The 16,566-nt window shown below is 67.6% G+C and carries 12 protein-coding genes; 7 read left to right on the top strand and 5 right to left on the bottom strand.

All coding sequences use genetic code 11. The features are described 5' to 3' along the window. Window positions 1-17: 17 nt before the first annotated feature. Window positions 18-2,411 (top strand): TonB-dependent receptor, encoded by a 2,394-nt coding sequence (locus NOV65_RS05335; protein ID WP_257304937.1) that lies wholly within the window; start codon window positions 18-20, stop codon window positions 2,409-2,411. A 276-nt stretch (window positions 2,412-2,687) separates the two neighbouring features. Here NOV65_RS05335 and NOV65_RS05330 read toward each other — a convergent pair whose 3' ends face one another. Next, on the bottom strand, window positions 2,688-3,512 hold the full coding sequence (locus NOV65_RS05330; RefSeq protein WP_257304935.1) for a transporter: 825 nt from the start codon (window positions 3,510-3,512) through the stop codon (window positions 2,688-2,690). Between the two features lie 202 nt (window positions 3,513-3,714). Here NOV65_RS05330 and NOV65_RS05325 point away from each other — a divergent pair, with 202 nt between their 5' ends. From NOV65_RS05325 to NOV65_RS05300, 6 genes are all read left to right on the top strand, one after another. Beyond that, on the top strand, window positions 3,715-5,802 hold the full coding sequence (locus tag NOV65_RS05325; RefSeq protein ID WP_257304933.1) for a S46 family peptidase: 2,088 nt from the start codon (window positions 3,715-3,717) through the stop codon (window positions 5,800-5,802). A gap of 15 nt (window positions 5,803-5,817) precedes the next feature. Then, window positions 5,818-7,917, top strand: a complete 2,100-nt coding sequence (locus NOV65_RS05320) for a S46 family peptidase (RefSeq protein ID WP_257304932.1) — start codon at window positions 5,818-5,820, stop codon at window positions 7,915-7,917. A gap of 54 nt (window positions 7,918-7,971) precedes the next feature. Continuing rightward, the gene (locus NOV65_RS05315; protein ID WP_257304931.1) at window positions 7,972-10,062 is read left to right on the top strand and encodes a S46 family peptidase; all 2,091 of its coding nucleotides are present in this window, start codon (window positions 7,972-7,974) and stop codon (window positions 10,060-10,062) included. A 2-nt stretch (window positions 10,063-10,064) separates the two neighbouring features. Continuing rightward, complete coding sequence (locus tag NOV65_RS05310; RefSeq protein ID WP_257304929.1) at window positions 10,065-10,481, top strand: nucleoside 2-deoxyribosyltransferase; 417 nt, start codon at window positions 10,065-10,067, stop codon at window positions 10,479-10,481. Between the two features lie 25 nt (window positions 10,482-10,506). After that, window positions 10,507-11,580, top strand: coding sequence for an aldo/keto reductase (locus tag NOV65_RS05305; RefSeq protein ID WP_257304928.1), 1,074 nt, complete (start codon window positions 10,507-10,509; stop codon window positions 11,578-11,580). A gap of 183 nt (window positions 11,581-11,763) precedes the next feature. Beyond that, window positions 11,764-12,180, top strand: coding sequence for a PaaI family thioesterase (locus NOV65_RS05300; RefSeq protein WP_257304926.1), 417 nt, complete (start codon window positions 11,764-11,766; stop codon window positions 12,178-12,180). Between the two features lie 117 nt (window positions 12,181-12,297). Here NOV65_RS05300 and NOV65_RS05295 read toward each other — a convergent pair whose 3' ends face one another. The 4 genes from NOV65_RS05295 to NOV65_RS05280 are packed head-to-tail and all read right to left on the bottom strand — an operon-like array spanning window position 12,298 to window position 16,559. Then, window positions 12,298-13,506 (bottom strand): ABC transporter permease, encoded by a 1,209-nt coding sequence (locus NOV65_RS05295; protein WP_257304925.1) that lies wholly within the window; start codon window positions 13,504-13,506, stop codon window positions 12,298-12,300. Between the two features lie 2 nt (window positions 13,507-13,508). Then, window positions 13,509-14,708, bottom strand: a complete 1,200-nt coding sequence (locus NOV65_RS05290; protein ID WP_257304924.1) for an ABC transporter permease — start codon at window positions 14,706-14,708, stop codon at window positions 13,509-13,511. A 1-nt stretch (window position 14,709) separates the two neighbouring features. Then, window positions 14,710-15,405, bottom strand: a complete 696-nt coding sequence (locus NOV65_RS05285) for an ABC transporter ATP-binding protein (RefSeq protein WP_257304923.1) — start codon at window positions 15,403-15,405, stop codon at window positions 14,710-14,712. Further along, window positions 15,402-16,559: an efflux RND transporter periplasmic adaptor subunit gene (locus NOV65_RS05280; protein ID WP_257304921.1), complete on the bottom strand. Its 1,158-nt coding sequence runs from the start codon at window positions 16,557-16,559 to the stop codon at window positions 15,402-15,404. The genes NOV65_RS05285 and NOV65_RS05280 overlap by 4 nt, the downstream gene beginning before the upstream one ends. Window positions 16,560-16,566 lie beyond the last annotated feature (7 nt).

The following is a 16,566-nucleotide window of genomic DNA, read 5'->3' as shown; positions in this document are numbered from 1 at the left end:
CATTTGGAGGATCCACCTTGGCGCACCGCAGCTTCGGCCCCACCATCCTAGCCCTGATCACGGCCGGGCCTGCGTTCGCCGCGGCCGCCGGCAGCGGTACGCTCACGGGCCGGGTCACGGATGACCAGGGACGGCCCGTGGTGGCAGCCACCCTCAGCTTGTCCAACCCGGTGTCCGGCTACCGACAGCAGGCGCGGAGCGACGCCAAGGGCGCCTTCGCCTTCCTGAATGTGCCGTTCAATGTCTACCACCTGGATACCCGGGCGCCGGGCCTGCTGCCGGGACACCTGGACGTGGACGTGCACAACCAGCTGCCCCTCCAGGTGGCCGTGCCCCTCAAGCCCGAGGGCGCCACCGTGGTGGTGGAAGAGAACCTGCAGCTGGTGGAGGACCACCCCAGCACGCACATCGACATCGACAAGACCACCATCGAGCGCACGCCCGCGGCCGTGCAGAGCCGGGCCATGGAAAGCATCCTGCTCACCACGCCGGGCTTCATCGCCGACGAGAATGGCCGCTTCCACTTCCGGGGCAGCCATGGGCAGATGACCTATGTGGTGGACGGCATCCCGGTCTCCGACCAGATGCACGCCACCTTCAGCAACAGCCTGGATCCCTCCCAGGTGGAGAGCATGGAGGTCATCACCGGCGGCATCTCGGCCGAGTACGGCGGCAAGCCCGTCGTGGTGGTGAACCTCACGACCAAGTCCGGCCTGGGCACCCCGGACGGCTTTGAGGGCGAGGCCTCCTTCGGCGCCTCCCGGTTCCACACCGCCGAGGCCGGCTTCAACGCCCGGGGCGGGAAGGAGGCCTTCGGCTGGTTCGTGAGTGCCGCCGCCAGCGAAAGCGACCGCTTCCTCGATCCGGTGAACTTCGAGAACCTGCACAACCACGGGAAGACGGGCCGTCTCTACTCCCGCTTCGACTGGATCCTGGGCAGCCAGGACACCCTGCGCTTCTCCGTGTCCGGCGGGCGGACCGAGCGCGAGGTCGCCAATCTGGCCTCCCAGCAGGCCCGGAGTCAGGATCAGCAGGCCACCACGTCCGACGCGAACCTGAGTCTGGCCTGGACGCACCTGTTCAACGACAGCCGCAGCCTCGACGCGTCGCTGTTCTACCGGGGTTCCCAGGCGGAATTGAAGCCCAGCACGGACCTGGCCGAGGGCTTCACGAGCGCCGGGATGCGGGATTTCCCCTACTGGGTGAAGCAGGACCGCAGCCTGGACAACCTTGGTGCCCAGGTCTCCCTCACGCAGCGCTGGGGGAAGGAGAACCTGCTGAAGGTCGGCGTCCAGCGCATCGCCTTCCCGATCCATGAGGATTTCCGGTTCGCCATCCCCGATGACGCCCAGGCGGCCGGTCCCGGCGATCCCCTCTACCCCTACACCCCCGCCGGGGGCGGGCACATCTTCCACTTCGACGCACGCATCCAGCCGACCCTCACCTCGGCCTTCGTCCAGAACGACATCCATCTCGGTTCCTTCTTCCTGGCCCTGGGCCTGCGCCATGACAGCTACCGGGTGGAGGATGTCTCCGACAGCCTGGTCCAGCCCCGACTGGGCCTCAGCTACCACATCAACGCCACGGGAACGGTGTTCCGGGTGTCGTATGACCGCCTGCTGATCCTGCGGGAGCACGAGAACCTGGCCCTATCGCTGTCCCAGCAGGCCTGGGACCTGGGCCCCTACGCGGGCACGCCCCGACAGCCCCTGCGGCCCGAGCGCCAGCACTCGTACAGCTACGGCGTAGAGCAGCAGCTGGGCAAGGCCGGGCGGATCATGGTCGAGTACTGGGAGAAGCACAGCCGCAATGCCGGCGACAACGCCCAGTTCCTGAACACCGGCGTGCTGTTTCCCGTGGGGGCCGATAAGGGCCTGTTCCGCGGCATGAACCTGCGCCTGGACCTGGTGCCCATCAAGGGCTGGTCGGCCTACCTGAGCCTGGGCCGGACCCGGGCCATCTTCCAGGCGCCGCTGGTGGGCGGCCTCCAGCTGGAGGCGCCCGAGGTCGCGCCGGGCGAACGCTTCCTGATCGATCACGACCAGAAGCTCAGCGCCCAGGCGGGCCTCGTCTACGAGCACGAGGGCCTCACGGCCCAGGTGTCCGGCCGCTACGATTCAGGCCTCGTCGCCGGGAATCCCGCCTCGGTGGTCGGCAACCCCGACTACGATTTCGGGGCCCAGTACGTCCGCCAGGATTCCGAGGGCACCTGGCGCATCAAGCCCCGCACCACCTGGAACCTGAGCCTGGGCCAGGAATGGAAGCTGGCCGGCAAGCGCCGCCTGGCCCTCGGTGTCGATCTGCTCAATGCTACGGACGAGAAGGGCCTCTACAACTTCCTCAGCACCTTCGGCGGCACCCACGTCATCCCGCCGCGCACCCTGGCGGCGCGGGTGAAGTGGAAGTTCTAAGGCTCAGAGTGCCCAATTAAACCCCGACGTGGCCGCGAGAAAGCCAAGTGGGATGCACCGCAAGGAAGGGCCCGCAGGGCAACGTGGTTCGTTGTTCAAGGGACCTGACGCCGCGGGGCGCCCACTTGGCTTTCTCCCTCCGGGCGAGGGCCGGCGGGCGTCGCAATGCCGCGTCACGCTCGTCGCGCGTAGTACCCGCTACGCGTCTCTTCGCGTTCCTCGCCTCGCTCGCCCGGCGACCCTCGCGCGGCCCCGTGGGGGTTTAATTAGGCACTCTTAGAACGGGTGCTCGAAGCTCAGGTAGAGGAAGACGGCCTTCTCGCCGCGGCTGGCGCCCACGCCGATGGGCACCGCGATCCCGGGGACGATCTGGAGTCCGCTGGGGAAGTTGTACGCCCAGCGGATCCCGGGGGAGATGAACGAGGTACTCTGCCGATCGGTTTGGCCGGGGCCGGTGACCACCTGGCCATTGGCATAGACGTATTCCAGCATCACGTTGAAGCGCGGATTGGCCAGCCAGATGAAGCTCTGGCCCAGCAGGTAGTCCTGCGTGGTGGCCTTTTCCCCCAGGGTGTTCTTGGCGTTGGGGGTCCGGGTGGCGCCCAGGTTGGAGTGGGCCACCAGGGCATCCGACAGGACCCAGCTGACGGGGAACATGACCTGCACGCCGGTGGCGCCGCGGCCATAGCCCTGCTTTTCATCGCCGGTGGGGAGCAGCACGGACAGCCGGGGGGCGATGGCCACCTTCGCGTTACCGTCGCCCAGCAGCTGGTAGCGGTAGTTCAGGGCCACATCCCCGAAGGCCTGCTTGCCATCGAGGGAACTGCCCAGCCGCTGCCAGGGCAGGGTAAAGCTGAGCTGGTGCTTGATGCTGCCGACGGGCCATTCCTGGGTGAAGGTGTAGATCCAGTCCTTGGTCTCCTGGTAGCGGGTGAAGGTGCTGATGTGCTGCACCACGCCGGCTTCCTGGTTGTAGGCCTCCTCCACGAGGAAGGAGTTGTCCTGGATGGGGCCCTCCTTCTTCTCCTGGGCCGTCAGGGACGCGGCGAGGAATAGCGCGGGAAGGAGGCGCGGGAGGAGGGAGGAGGCAGGTGTCGTCATGATTCTGATATTGAGTCTCAAAAATAAATGATTCAAGACCTCTGGGTTGAGAAGTGACTCCTGTCACGAGGATCGGATCCGCGCCGGGCATCCCCAGCCTATCGAGATGGATCGGGACTTTGTGCACCCGGGACAGGGAAGCCCCGGCCTGGACCCTATACGTAGTGATACGATGGTTATCCTGTCCCTGCCTGGAGAATCCATGTCGTTCGGTGTCCGCTGCCTATCCCTCTCCCTGCTGGCCCTCGCGCTGGCGTCCGCCTCGCTGCGAGCCGAGGAGGGCATGTGGACCTTCGACAACCTGCCGACGAAGAAGATCCAGGCCGCCTACGGCTGGGCCCCAGACCAGGCGTGGCTGGATCATGTGCGCCTTTCCGCCCTCCGCTTTCCCGGTGGCTCTGGCTCCTTCGTGAGCCGGGACGGCCTGGTGCTCACCAATCATCACGTGGGCCGGGGCTGGATCCAGCGGGTCAGTGACAAGGACCACGACTACGTGAAGGACGGCTTCTCCGCCTCCGATCGTGAGCACGAGATCAAGGTCCCGGGCCTCGAACTGCTCACCCTCATGGCCATGGACAATGTCACGGAGCGCCTGGCCAAAGCCGTGAAACCCGGCACTCCCGAACAGGAGGCCCTGAAGCTCCGCGAGGCCGAGGTCGAGAAGATCAAGAAGGAGATGCAGGAGAAGAGCGGGCTCACCTGCGAGCACGTGACCCTCTACCAGGGCGGCGAACACTGGATCTACAGCTACAAGAAGCACACCGACGTGCGTCTGGTCTTCGCCCCGGAGCAGCAGATCGCCTTCTTCGGCGGGGACTACGACAACTTCACCTACCCGCGCCACAACCTGGATTTCTCGGTCTTCCGGGTGTACGAGCATGGGAAGCCTTACCAGCCGAAGAACTACCTGCATTGGACCCGGGCGGGACTCAAGGCCGGTGACCTGACCTTCGTGACGGGCCATCCCGGCCGCACCAACCGTCAGGACACCCTGGCCCAGATGATCTATTCCAGGGACGTGGCCATCCCCCTGCGTCTCAAGGGCATGGAGCGGAAGAAGGAGGCCCTGGTCGCCTTCGCCAAGACTTCGCCCGAAGCGGCCCGCCAAGTCAGCACCCAAATCTTTGGCGTCGAGAACGGCATCAAGGCCGTCACCGGCTACTGGTCCGGGCTGAAGAACAAGGAGGCCATGGCCCGCATCGCCGCCGCCGAGAAGGAGCTCCGCGCCATGGTTGCCGGAGATCCGAAACTGGAGGCGGAAACCGGCGCCAGCTGGGCGCGCATCGAGGCGGCCGAGAAGGTGGCCGAGAGCCTGGCCAAGGAAAGCCAGAGTGTGGGCACGGCCAACTCCACCCTGCTGGGCTACGCCCTGTCCCTGGTGCGCATCGCGGAGGAGGAGCACCTGCCCAGCGAGAAGCGCCTGCCCGAGTACAGCGATACGAACCTGAAGACCGCCAAGGCCCGCCTCGCCATCCACGCCCCCTTCTACCAGGAGCAGGAGATCTTCCTGTTCACGAAGGGATTGGAGGCTGCCGCCAAGGATCTGGATGGAGCCCATCCCTATATCCAGGCCATGCTGGGAGGCAAATCCGCGGCTGAGGCGGCCCGGGCCGCCGTGACCGGATCCAAGCTCAGCGACCCCGAGTTCCGCAAGGCCCTGCTGGCCGGCGGGAGGAAGGCGATCGCCGAAAGCCAGGATCCGATGATCCTCCTCGCCAGGAAACTGGATCCCCTGTCCCGCGAGCTCCGGAAGCAGCAGGAAGAGCAGGTTCAGAGCGTCATCACCGAGCACGGGGCGCGCATCGCCAAGGCCCGCTTCGCGGTTTACGGCAAGAACACCTACCCCGACGCCACCTTCACCCTGCGGCTTTCCTACGGGGCCGTGGCGGAGTTCCCCGCCAACGGCACCCTGATCCAGCCCTTCACCACCTTCGGCGGCCTCTTCGACCGCTACGACGGCTGGGGTGGCAACGCGGCCGGGGCCCACGGTGGCGCCTGGGCCCTGCCTCCGCGCTGGCTGGACAAGCGCGGGGCCCTCGATCCCGCCATGCCTTTCAACTTCGTCCACAAAGTCGACATCATCGGCGGCAACTCAGGCTCTCCCGTGGTGGACCGCAAGGGCGAGCTGGTGGGCCTCATCTTCGACGGCGACATCGACATGCTGCCCGGCAACTACTTCTACGACGACACCGCCAACCGCGGCGTCTCCGTGGATGCCCGGGCCATCGTCCACGCCCTCGAGAAGGTCTACGGCGCCACGGCCCTCGCCGCCGAACTCACCGGCAACTAGCCCACTGGAGTCATCATGAAACGCCTTTCCGCGCTCGCGCTGTCCCTTGTATCGGTGCTCGCCCTGCCGGCCCTCCGGGCCGAAGACGGCATGTGGACCTTCGACAACCTGCCCCTGAAGCAGCTGAAGGAGAAGTACGCCTTCGAACCGGGGAAGGAGTGGATCGACCACGTCCGCCTCTCCACCCTCACCCTGGGCGGCTGCACCGGCTCCTTCGTGAGCGCGGACGGGCTCGTCGTCACCAACCACCACTGCACCCGGGGCTCCCTCCAGCGCCTGTCCACCAAGGATCGCGATCTGGTGAAGAACGGCTTCGTGGCCATGAGCCGCGACCAGGAACTCAAGATGCCCGGCCTCACCTACCGCACGCTCATCGCCATGGAGAACGTGACCGAGCGCGTGGCCAAGGCCGTCAAGCCGGGTCTCGGCGAGAAGGCCGCCGCCGCGGCCCGGGCGAAGGAGCTGGAGGCCGTCAAGGCCGAGCTGGAGAAGGCCAGCGGGCTCACTTATGACGTGGTGAACCTCTACCAGGGCGGCGAGACCTGGATGTACGGCTTCAAGGTGTTCAAGGACATCCGCCTGGTGGCCGCACCCGAGATCGCCGTGGCGGCCTTCGGGGGCGACTACGACAACTTCACCTATCCCCGCCACGACCTGGACTTCTCCATGGTCCGCGTCTACGAGAACGACAAGCCCTACCATCCCGCCCACCACCTGACGTGGAGCACCGAAGGCCTGAAGATGGGCGACCTCACCTTCGTGGTGGGTCACCCGGGCCGCACCAGCCGCCTCCAGACCTTCGCCCAGATGAAGTACGACCGGGATTTCGGCATTCCCGCCTATCTGAAGAACGCGGACCGTACCCGGGCCCTCCTTGAGGAATACGGCAAGCGCGACGCCGAGCACGCCCGTCAGGTCCAGACCCTGATCCTGGGGGTGAACAACGGTTCCAAGGCCAACGAGGGCTCCCTGGCCGGGCTGAAGGATGCCGAGGCCATGAAGCGCATCGAGGACGCGGAGAAGGCCCTGAAGGCCGCCGTGACCAAGGATCCCAAGCTGGCCGTGAGTACCGGCAAGAGCTGGGCGCGCATCGAACAGGCCATCCAGCTTCAGAAGGGTTTCCTCAAGGAGGCCCAGTCGATCGGCTCGGCCCGCTCCACGACGCTGGGCCAGGCCCTGGCCCTGGTGCGCCTCGCCGAGCAGCAGGAACTCCCCGTGGAGAAGCGCCTGACGGAGTACCGCTCCGAGGGGGGCCTCAAGACCCTGAAGACCCGGCTTGGCGGACCCGCCGTGGGCATGATGGGCCAGGCGGCCAACCCCGAGCTGGAGACCCTCCTCTTCACCCACGGTCTGGAAGACGCCGCCCGGGAACTGGGGCCCCAGCATCCCTACGTCGTCGCGATTCTCGGCGGAAAGAAGCCCGCGGAGGTGGCCAAGACCGCCTTGGACGGCACGAAGCTGAACGATCCTGCCGTCCGCAAAGCCCTGATCGAGGGTGGGAAGAAGGCCGTGGCGGAGAGTGGTGATCCCATGATCGTACTGGCCCGCAAGCTCGAGCCCATCCTGCTCGGCCTCCGCAAGAAGCAGGATGACGTGAAGGCCATCCTGGAAGAGCACGGCGCCCGCATCGCCAAGGCCCGCTTCGCCGTCTATGGCAAGACCCTGCCGCCGGACGCCACCGGCACGCTCCGCATCACCTACGGCGCCGTGGCCACCTATCCGGCCAATGGCACCCTTCAGCAGCCCTTCACTACCTGGGCTGGTCTCTACGACCGTCACTTCGGCTGGGGCGGCAACGAAGCCCACGCCTACGGTGGCGAGTGGACCCTGCCCCAGCGCTGGCTGGACCGCATGGGCAAGCTGGACCTCAAGACGCCCCTCAACTTCTCCCACGCCGTGGATACCACGGGCGGCAACTCCGGCAGCCCCGTGGTGAACCGCAAGGGCGAGCTGGTGGGCCTGCTCTTCGACGGCAACATCGAAGGCAACGCCGGCCGCTACTACTACGACGAGAAGGTGAACCGCAGCGTCTCCGTGGACGCCCGCGCCATCCTTGAAGCGCTGGTCAAGATCTACGACGCGCCGCACCTCGCCGCTGAGCTGACCGGCAAGTAGTCTCTTATCGCTGATTGTGAGGGGCCCCGTCCGGGGCCCCTTTTCGGAGCCCCCATGCGCCTCACCGCCCTCGCCCTCCTGCTTGCCACCCTGCCCGTGCTGCGCGCGGACGAGGGCATGTGGACCTTCGACAACATCCCCGTGAAGCAGATCAAGGCCAAGTACGGAGTGGACCTGGACGCCGCCTGGCTGAAGAACCTGCAGCTGGCCACGGTGCGCTTCCCCGGCGGCACGGGGGCCTTCGTGAGCCGGGACGGCCTGGTGGTGACGAACCATCACGTGGGCCGGGGCGCCATCGCCCAGGTGTCCAGCGCCCAGGCTGACCTGGTGAAGGACGGATTCACCGCCTCCAGGCGAGACCAGGAGATCAAGGTGCCGGGCCTGGAGCTGATGATGCTCGTCTCCATGAAGGATGTGACGGCCCGGGTGAACAGCGCCGTGAAGCCCGGCATGGCCGACCAGGAGGCCCTGGCGGCCCGGCTCAACGCCCTGGCCGACCTCCGTCGGACCGAGGAGGCCAAGACCGGCCTCACCTGCGAGCCGGTGACCCTCTACCAGGGCGGCGAGTATTGGCTCTACCGCTACAGGAAGTTCAGCGACGTGCGGCTGGTCGCGGCGCCGGAGCTCCAGGTGGCGGCCTTCGGCGGCGACCCGGACAACTACACCTACCCCCGTCACAACCTCGACTTCTCGCTCTTCCGCGTCTATGAGGACGGGAAGCCCTATCGGCCCGAGGCCATCCTCCCCTTCAGCGTGAAGGGCGTGGCCATGGGCGAGCTGACCTTCATCTCGGGGCATCCGGGCATCACCTACCGCCAGCAGACCCACGCCCAGATGGTCTATGCCCGCGACACCGGCATCCCCTTCCAGCTCCGCACAATGGAGCGCCAGAAACAGGCCCTGCAGGCGTTCTCGGCCACCTCGCCCGAGGCGCACCGCCTCGCCGCCGAGGCCATCTACGGGATCGAGAACGGTCACAAGCGGCTCAGTGGCCAGCTGCTGGGCCTGGCCAAGCAGGAGAACCTGAAGAAAGTGGAGGACGCCGAGGCCGCGCTGAGGGCCGCCGTGGCCAAGGATCCCGCTCTGCAAGCCCGCGTGGGGGGAAGCTGGGACCTCATGGCGCAGGCCGTGGAACGCCAGAAGTCCCTGCTGAAGGAAGCCACCTTCATCGATGCTGGCCGCGGCACCCTGGTCGGGCGCGTGGCCACCCTCCGCCATGCGCTCACCCTGGTGCGGCTCGCGGACGAGCTGGCCAAGCCCTCGGCCGAGCGGCTCAGCGAGTTCAGCGAGGGCAACCTCAAGGCCACCCGGTCGCAGCTGCTGTCGCCGCGCCCCATCCAGAAACCCATCGACGCCACCCTGCTCGCCGCCGGCCTGCAGGAGGCCCAGGACGAACTGAGTGCGAAACATCCCTTCGTGCAGGCCCTGCTGGACGGCCAGACACCTGAGGCCGTGGCCAAGGCCGCGGTGGAGGGCACGAAGCTGGACGATCCCGCCGTGAGGAAGCAGCTGGCGGAAGGCGGCAAGGCCGCCCTCGAGGCCAGCACGGACCCGATGATCCTCCTGGCGAAGACGATCGATCCCTTCAGCCGCGCCATCCACAAGCAGGTGGAGAGCCAGGTCACCGGCGTGTTCAACGAGCACGGTGGGCGCATCGCCGAGGCCCGCTTCAAGGCCTTCGGCCGGGCCGTCTATCCGGACGCCACCTTCACCCTGCGGCTGGGCTACGGCCCCGTCGCCACCTACGCCAATGGCAGCGGCACCCTGGCCCAGCCCTTCACCACCTTCATGGGCATGTACGACCGGCACCTGGGCTGGGGCGGCAACGCCGCTGCCGCGGAGCATGGCGCCTGGACCCTGCCCGAGCGTTGGCTCAAGCGGCAGTCGAAGCTCGACCTGGCCACGCCCTTCAACTTCATCTACGCCTGCGACACCGTGGGCGGCAACAGCGGCAGCCCCGTGGTGAACGTGAAGGGCGAGTTCGTGGGCATCAACTTCGACAGCGTGTTCGAAGGGCAGGGCGGCTACTACGTCTACGACCCCGACACCAAGCGGGCCGTGGCCACAGACGCCCGCGCGATTCTCGAGGCGCTGCGGAAGATCATGGGCGCAGGCAAACTGGCGGATGAACTGCTGGGGAGATAGCCATGGATGTCTACTTCTCCTGTTCCCTCACCGGTGGGCGCGGGGATCAGCCCGTGGTCGCGGCCCTGATCGCCCATCTCCAGATGTTGGGTCATCGCGTGCTCACAGAGCATCTCGGCGCCGACACCGCCATGGCGGCCGACGGTGGCCTGCCGCCCGAGACGGTGTTTGAACGGGACACGGCCTGGCTGCGCGACAGCGACGCGGTCATCGCAGAGGTGAGCACGCCCTCCCACGGCGTGGGCTTCGAGCTCGCCTACGCCCTGGAGCGGGGCAAGCCCGTGTTGTGTCTGGCGCGCGAGGGCGTGCGGGTCAGCAAGATGCTCACAGGGATCCGTCAAACGGGATTCCATTTCCAGACCTACCGGACCGTTGAAGAAGCCCTCGCACACCAGGAAGCCTTCCTGGCGCGATACTAGGGCCGCTTCCCCAGAGGAGGACGCCATGTCCGACCACGGAACCACCCGCCGCGACCTCTTCAAACTCGGCGCTGCCGCCACGGTCGGGCTGATGGCCACACGGCTCGGCGCGGTCGACTCGGTGGAGCCGATGGCACTGCATCCGGTGCCGAAAGCCCCCTTCAACCCGGCCACGGCGCTGGCGATGCCCACCCGCAACCTGGGTGGCACGGGGCATCATGTGGGGATCTTCAGCCTGGGGGGCCAGGCGGCCATCGAGAAGCCCGGCAACGAGAAAGTGGCGATTCCGATCATCGAGCGAGCCCTGGATCTCGGCGTGAACTACCTGGACACCTCCGCCCGCTACGGCGGCGAGGCCCGGTGGAGCGAGCAGTACCTGGGCCAGGTGATGAAGCGGCGCCGGCGCGAGGCCTTCCTCGCCACCAAGACCCACGACCGTACGGCCGACGGTTCGCTGCGGCTGCTGGAGGCCTCGCTGAAGCTGCTCCAGACCGATCACGTGGACCTCTGGCAGCTCCACGCCATGAGCACCATGAAGGATGTGGACGATGTCTGCGCCAAGGGCGGTGCCCTGGAGGCCTTCCAGAAGGCCCGGGACCAGAAGCTGGTGCGCTTCCTGGGCCTCAGTGGCCACACGGACCCGGACGTCCTCGCCGAAGCCATCCGCCGCTTCCCCTTCGACACGGTGCTCATGGCCTTCAACGCCGCCGACACCTGGCACCTGCCCTTCAAGAAGACCCTGCTGCCCCTGGCCGTGGAGAAGGAGATGGGCATCATCGGCATGAAGATCCCCGCTCGGGGCCGCATCCTCGAAGGCGTCCCGCCCCCGCCCCCCGAGAAGCAGCGCGGAACCGCCAAGCACGACCGCCCCGGCACCCTCACCATGAAGGAGGCCATGCGCTACACCCTGAGCCACCCCGTGAGCACCGTCATCATCGGCGTGGACACCATCGCCCAGCTCGAAGAGAACGTCCGCATCGCGAGGGACTTTTTGCCACTGAATGCGTCACAGCTGGAAGCGCTGGAACAGAAAGTGAAGCCGGTCTATGGGCAGGCATCTTGGTACAAACGGGACGCGCCGGCGAATCCTGGGAAATGAAAAAGAAGCAATCAGCCACCGATGAACGTCGATGGACACCGATAAGAGCTGGTAAACACTGAGGAGGATGAAGGGTGGACACCCCATCGGTTCCGCTCGAGGATGCTTGCCAAGAAACCCTGGCGAACTCGTGGTGACCTCGCGTCACAGTGGTTCGACTAATTCGAAGTCAGGCTGCTCACCATGACAAACAACCAAACCACTGTTACCGAACTCAGCGCGATTCTCGATCGGACTGAATTTCTCAAGCCTTACGGATTCATGGTCCAGTCATGCGTTCTCGGCGAGTGTATTCTCAAGGTCCCTTTTTCCAAAAGCCATGAGCGCCCCGGTGGCATTGTTAGCGGCATGACCGTCATGGGAGCCGCTGATGTGGCCATGTGGTTGGCGATCATGACGCACCGTGGAACCGAAGAACTTTGGGTCACCTCGGATATGAAAACCGCCTTTCTACGCAGTGGGCGTCAAGAGGATTTTCTCTGTACAGCTCGAATTCTAAAGCTAGGCAAACGAACCGCGTATGGAACGGTCGAGACCATTGGCAGCTCATCTGGTTTGATGGCGCACCATGTCATTGCCTATTCCAAAGTCACAACATGACACCAAGAATTCATCCCAGCAGCCTAACCCTCCGCTCAACTCGGACCGCGCCTGCATTACCCTTCGTTCTCTCTCCACTTCTCGTTTCGTAGGCTCCGCTCATCGCCTCCGCGCGGGCTATTCCTCCCGCAGCGCCTCGATGGGATCCAGGGAGGCGGCCTTTCTCGCGGGGAGCACACCGGCGGCGGCGCCCACGCCCAGGGTCATCACGAGGGCGGCGACCACGGCTTCTGGAGGCGTGGCGAGGGGCAGACCCGGCACGATCAGCCGGAGGACCGCCTGGACCAGCAGCCCGAAGGCCAGCCCCGCCACGCCTCCCCCCGCCGCCAGCAGCATCGCCTCGAGGAGGAAGAGGGCCTGCACGGTCGAACCCTCCACGCCGAGGGCCCGCAGGAGGCCGATCTCGGCGGTGCGCTCGTGCACGGAGATCCACATCACCGTCAGGATGCCGACCGCCCCCACCACCAGGGAGATCCCGGCGATGGCGGTGACCGCCAGGGTCACGATGCCGATCACGCGTCCGAAGACATCCAGCATCTCGGTCTGCGTGGTGATGGTGAAGTCCTCCTCGCCGCGGTGCCGGGCCATGAGGGCCGCTCGCACCTGCACCACGAGCGCGGGGATCCCCTCACTGCTGGACGCGAGCAGATCGATCTCCTGGAGCTCGGACAGGTTGAACAGGCTCATGGCGGTACCCACGGGGATGTAGGCCGTATCGTCCAGATCAAAGCCGAGCAGCTGGCCCTTGGGCTCCATGACTCCGATGACGACCAGGCTCTCGGAGCCGATGCGGACTCGCTGACCGAGGGGCGAGGTTGTCCCGAAGATCTCGCGGGCCAGCTTCGGGCCCAGGACGGTGAGGGAGGCCCGCCGTCCCGAATCCAGCGGAGGCAGGAAGCTGCCCTGGGCCGTCCCGACGCCCCACACGCGGGGCAGCTCGTGGTTGACCCCGTAGATGTAGACGCTGCGCCCGCGGCCGCCGCACTCCACCCGTCCCTGGCCCATCGCCACCGGGATCATGGCGTCGACGCCCGGCAGGCGACGGAGAGACTCCGCGTCTTCGGGCGTGAGCTGGTGGGTGGTGCCGCCGAACACCCCTGGGATGCCCATGGTCTTCACCTTGCCGGGATTGATCGCCATGAGGTTGGTGCCGAACTGGCTGAACTGGGACACGATGTACTGGCGCGTGCCCTCCCCCAGCGACGAAAGCAGCACCACCGCCGCCACGCCGATGCCCACGCCAAGCACGGAAAGCGTGGACCTGAGCCGGTGCCCGGTCACGGCCCCGAGGACGAAACGGAAGAGTTCGGACGCAGGGACGGCCATGCTCACCGCCTCGCCAGGGCCGCGACCGGGTCGAGCCGGGTCGCCCGCCGGGCCGGCCAGACGCCGAAGCCCACGCCGACCAGGAAGGAGAGGGTGAGGGAAGCGCCCACCGCCCACGGGGGGATCGCGGCCGGGAAGTCTGGATAGATCAGCCCCAGGAGCCGCACGCCGGAGGCGCCCACCGCCAGCCCGAGCAGGCCACCCAGCGCCGCCAGGATCGTGGCTTCGGCGAGAAAGGCCAGGAGGATCTGCGGGTCCGCCGCACCCAGGGCCTTGAGCAGGCCGATCTCCGCGCGCCGCTCGGTCACGGACACGAGCATGACGTTCATGATCCCCACGCCCGCCACGACCAGGGAGACCGAGGCGATGCCTGCGAGGGTCAGCGTCAGGGCACCGAGGATGGCGGAGAAGGAGGACACCATGGCGTCCTGGGTGTAGACCGTGACATCCTCCGCCCGGTGCCGCTCCTTCAGGAGCGCGAGGGCCTCCGATTTGGCCTGGTCCATGTCCGCGAAGATCCGGACCTCGGCCACGATCCGGAACAGGCTGGTGCGGTTGAACAGGCGCATGGCCGTCTTCACGGGGACGAACGCCGCTTCGTCCAGATCGAACCCGAGCACCGACGGACCGCGGGGCGCCAGGACCCCGACCACGTGGAAGCGGGCGGGCCCGACGCGGACCATCTGGCCCAGGGGATTCTCTCCGCGGAACAGCTCCTGGGCGGCGCGCGTCCCCAGGACGATCTCGGTGCCCGCCCGGTCGGGATCCCCGGGCGGCAGGAAGCTACCGGAAGCCAGGTTGAGCCGGCGGATCTCAAGGTATTCGGCCGTGGTCCCGAGCACCGGGACCGAGCGGCCCAGGTCCTGGAAGCGCAGGGTCTCGGTGGCCACGACGATGGGCGCGGTGCGGCGCAGGCGGCCCAGGCGGGCCAGGGCGCTGTGGTCCTCCAGGGTGAGGTCGTGGGTGACCCCCCCGAACGGCACGCCCCCCGTGGTCTCCACCTTGCCGGGCAGGATGATGACCAGGTTCGAGCCGAGGGCGGCGAATTCGTCCACGATGTAGCGCCGGGCGCCTTCCCCCAGGGCCGTGAGGGTGAGGACGGAGGCGATCCCGATGGCCACGCCCGCCACGGAGAGCGCGGTCCGGAGCCGGTGGCCCCGGAGGGCCCCGATCGCGAAGCCGAGCAGATCCAGGAGCGCCACCCTAGGCCTCCACCGTGGATGCGAGGACTTCCGGCGGGCCCGACAGGGCCCCATCCGTGAGATGGACGACCCGCTGCGCGTGGCCGGCGAGGACCGGATCGTGCGTGACCACCACCAACGTCAGCCCCTGCCGGTTCATGGCCTCGAGCACGCCCATCACCTCCTGGGCCGAGGCGCGGTCCAGGTTGCCCGTGGGCTCGTCCGCGAGCAGCACCGCGGGGTTCATGACCACAGCCCGGGCGATGGCCGCCCGCTGGCGCTCCCCGCCCGAGAGCTGGTCCGGCCGATGGTCCGCCCGGGGCAGGAGGCCCACCGACGCGAGGGCCCGGGTCGCCCGCTCCCGCCGCTCGTCCCGGGCGATTCCGCCGAACAGCATAGGCAGCTCCACATTGCCCTGCGCGGTGAGCCGGGGGAGCAGGTGGAAGAACTGGAAGACGAAGCCGATCCGGTTCCGCCGGAGCAGGGAGCGCTCCCCGTCTGGCAGGGAGCCCACCTCCCGGCCCTCGAAGCAGTAGCGGCCCTGGGTGGGGCGGTCCAGGCAGCCCAGGATGTGCAGCAGCGTGGACTTGCCGGAGCCCGAGGGGCCGATCAGGGCGACGTGCTCGCCCGCGGCGATGCTCAGGCTGACGTCCCGCAGGGCATGGACCACGCCCTCCCCCATGGGATAGGTGCGCCACACGCCCTGGAGGTCGATCATGGCCCCTCCCGGCCCTGATCATGGGCGCGGGCTCTGGCCCCGGGCCGGATCTCCGCGGAATCTCGCGCGGTGACCACCCGTTCGCCCGGGGCGAGGCCCGCCAGGATTTCCGTGAACTGCCAGTTGCGGATACCGGTCCGCACCGTCCGCTCCGCCAGGCGGCCGCCCTCCAGCACGAGCACCTTCCCGCCTTCGGCGATGGCGGAGGTGGGAACGCGGAGCACCCCGTCCCGCCGGGCCAGGATCACTTCCACATCGCTGGAGGTGCCGGGCAGGAAGCCCCGCGCCAGGCGCGGATCCTCCAGGACGACCTCGATTTCCACGGTGCGGTTCTGCTCCTGCACGTCCAGGACGAAGGGCGCCACCCGGTCGAGGCGCCCCGCCAGCTTTTCGCCAGGGCGCGAATCGATGGCGATCCGGGCGGGCTGCCCGACCTTGACCCGCTGGGAGTCGACCTCATCGATGGGGGCGCTGATGTAGAGCGAGGCCGGGTCGAGGAGATCCAGGACGGCAGGGATGGGGATGCCCGGGGGCGAGGGCGTGATCCATTCGCCCACCTCGCCGGAGCACTCCGCCACGACTCCGGAGAAGGGGGCCCTGATTTGGGTGAGGGCGAGCTGGGCCTTGGCCAGCCGCACCTGGGCCTGGGCTTCGTCGAGGGTGGCCCGCAGGGCCTGGCAGGTCGCCACGGCGCGGTCCCGCGTGCTCTGGAGGGCATCGAGGTTCTGCGGGCTGAGGACGCCATCCCGCGCAAGGGCCAGGCCCCGGGCCAGTTCCTTCTCGGCGAGGTCGGCCGCGAGGCAGGCCTCCTGCGTCCGGGCCTCGGCGGTGCGGACCTGATGCTCCACGAGGCGCAGCTGGGCCCGCTGGACCGAATCGTCGAGCTGGAGGAGGAGGTCCCCCGCCGCCACTTGGCTGCCCTTCCGGTGGGGCAGGGCGGTCACGAGCCCGCCCAGTTGCGGCGACAGCTTGGCGCGATGGTGGGCCTTCACCGTGCCGGCCCGGGTGTTGGTGATGATCTCCTCCACCGACCCCATCTCGACGCGGGCGACCTTCACCGCTAGGCCCGCCCCCCGGAAGACCAGTACCCTCAGGATCACCGCCCCGATTCCGACTGCGAGAAGGAGGACGGCCCAGCGAGGCACCTTTCTCATGTCTCCA

Origin of the sequence: Geothrix campi (assembly GCF_024609265.1) — a bacterium.
GTDB lineage: Bacteria > Acidobacteriota > Holophagae > Holophagales > Holophagaceae > Geothrix > Geothrix campi.
This window is presented reverse-complemented; position numbering and strand designations above follow the sequence as displayed.

Bases quoted from the DNA above. Each gene is read 5' to 3' on its own strand.
- NOV65_RS05285 (WP_257304923.1), bottom strand. From the start codon at position 15,405: ATGATCGACCTCCAGGGCGTGTGGCGCACCTATCCCATGGGGGAGGGC.
- NOV65_RS05305 (WP_257304928.1), top strand. From the start codon at position 10,507: ATGTCCGACCACGGAACCACCCGCCGCGACCTCTTCAAACTCGGCGCT.
- NOV65_RS05295 (WP_257304925.1), bottom strand. From the start codon at position 13,506: ATGGCCGTCCCTGCGTCCGAACTCTTCCGTTTCGTCCTCGGGGCCGTG.
- NOV65_RS05320 (WP_257304932.1), top strand. From the start codon at position 5,818: ATGAAACGCCTTTCCGCGCTCGCGCTGTCCCTTGTATCGGTGCTCGCC.
- NOV65_RS05300 (WP_257304926.1), top strand. From the start codon at position 11,764: ATGACAAACAACCAAACCACTGTTACCGAACTCAGCGCGATTCTCGAT.
- NOV65_RS05325 (WP_257304933.1), top strand. From the start codon at position 3,715: ATGTCGTTCGGTGTCCGCTGCCTATCCCTCTCCCTGCTGGCCCTCGCG.
- NOV65_RS05280 (WP_257304921.1), bottom strand. From the start codon at position 16,559: ATGAGAAAGGTGCCTCGCTGGGCCGTCCTCCTTCTCGCAGTCGGAATC.
- NOV65_RS05330 (WP_257304935.1), bottom strand. From the start codon at position 3,512: ATGACGACACCTGCCTCCTCCCTCCTCCCGCGCCTCCTTCCCGCGCTA.
- NOV65_RS05310 (WP_257304929.1), top strand. From the start codon at position 10,065: ATGGATGTCTACTTCTCCTGTTCCCTCACCGGTGGGCGCGGGGATCAG.
- NOV65_RS05315 (WP_257304931.1), top strand. From the start codon at position 7,972: ATGCGCCTCACCGCCCTCGCCCTCCTGCTTGCCACCCTGCCCGTGCTG.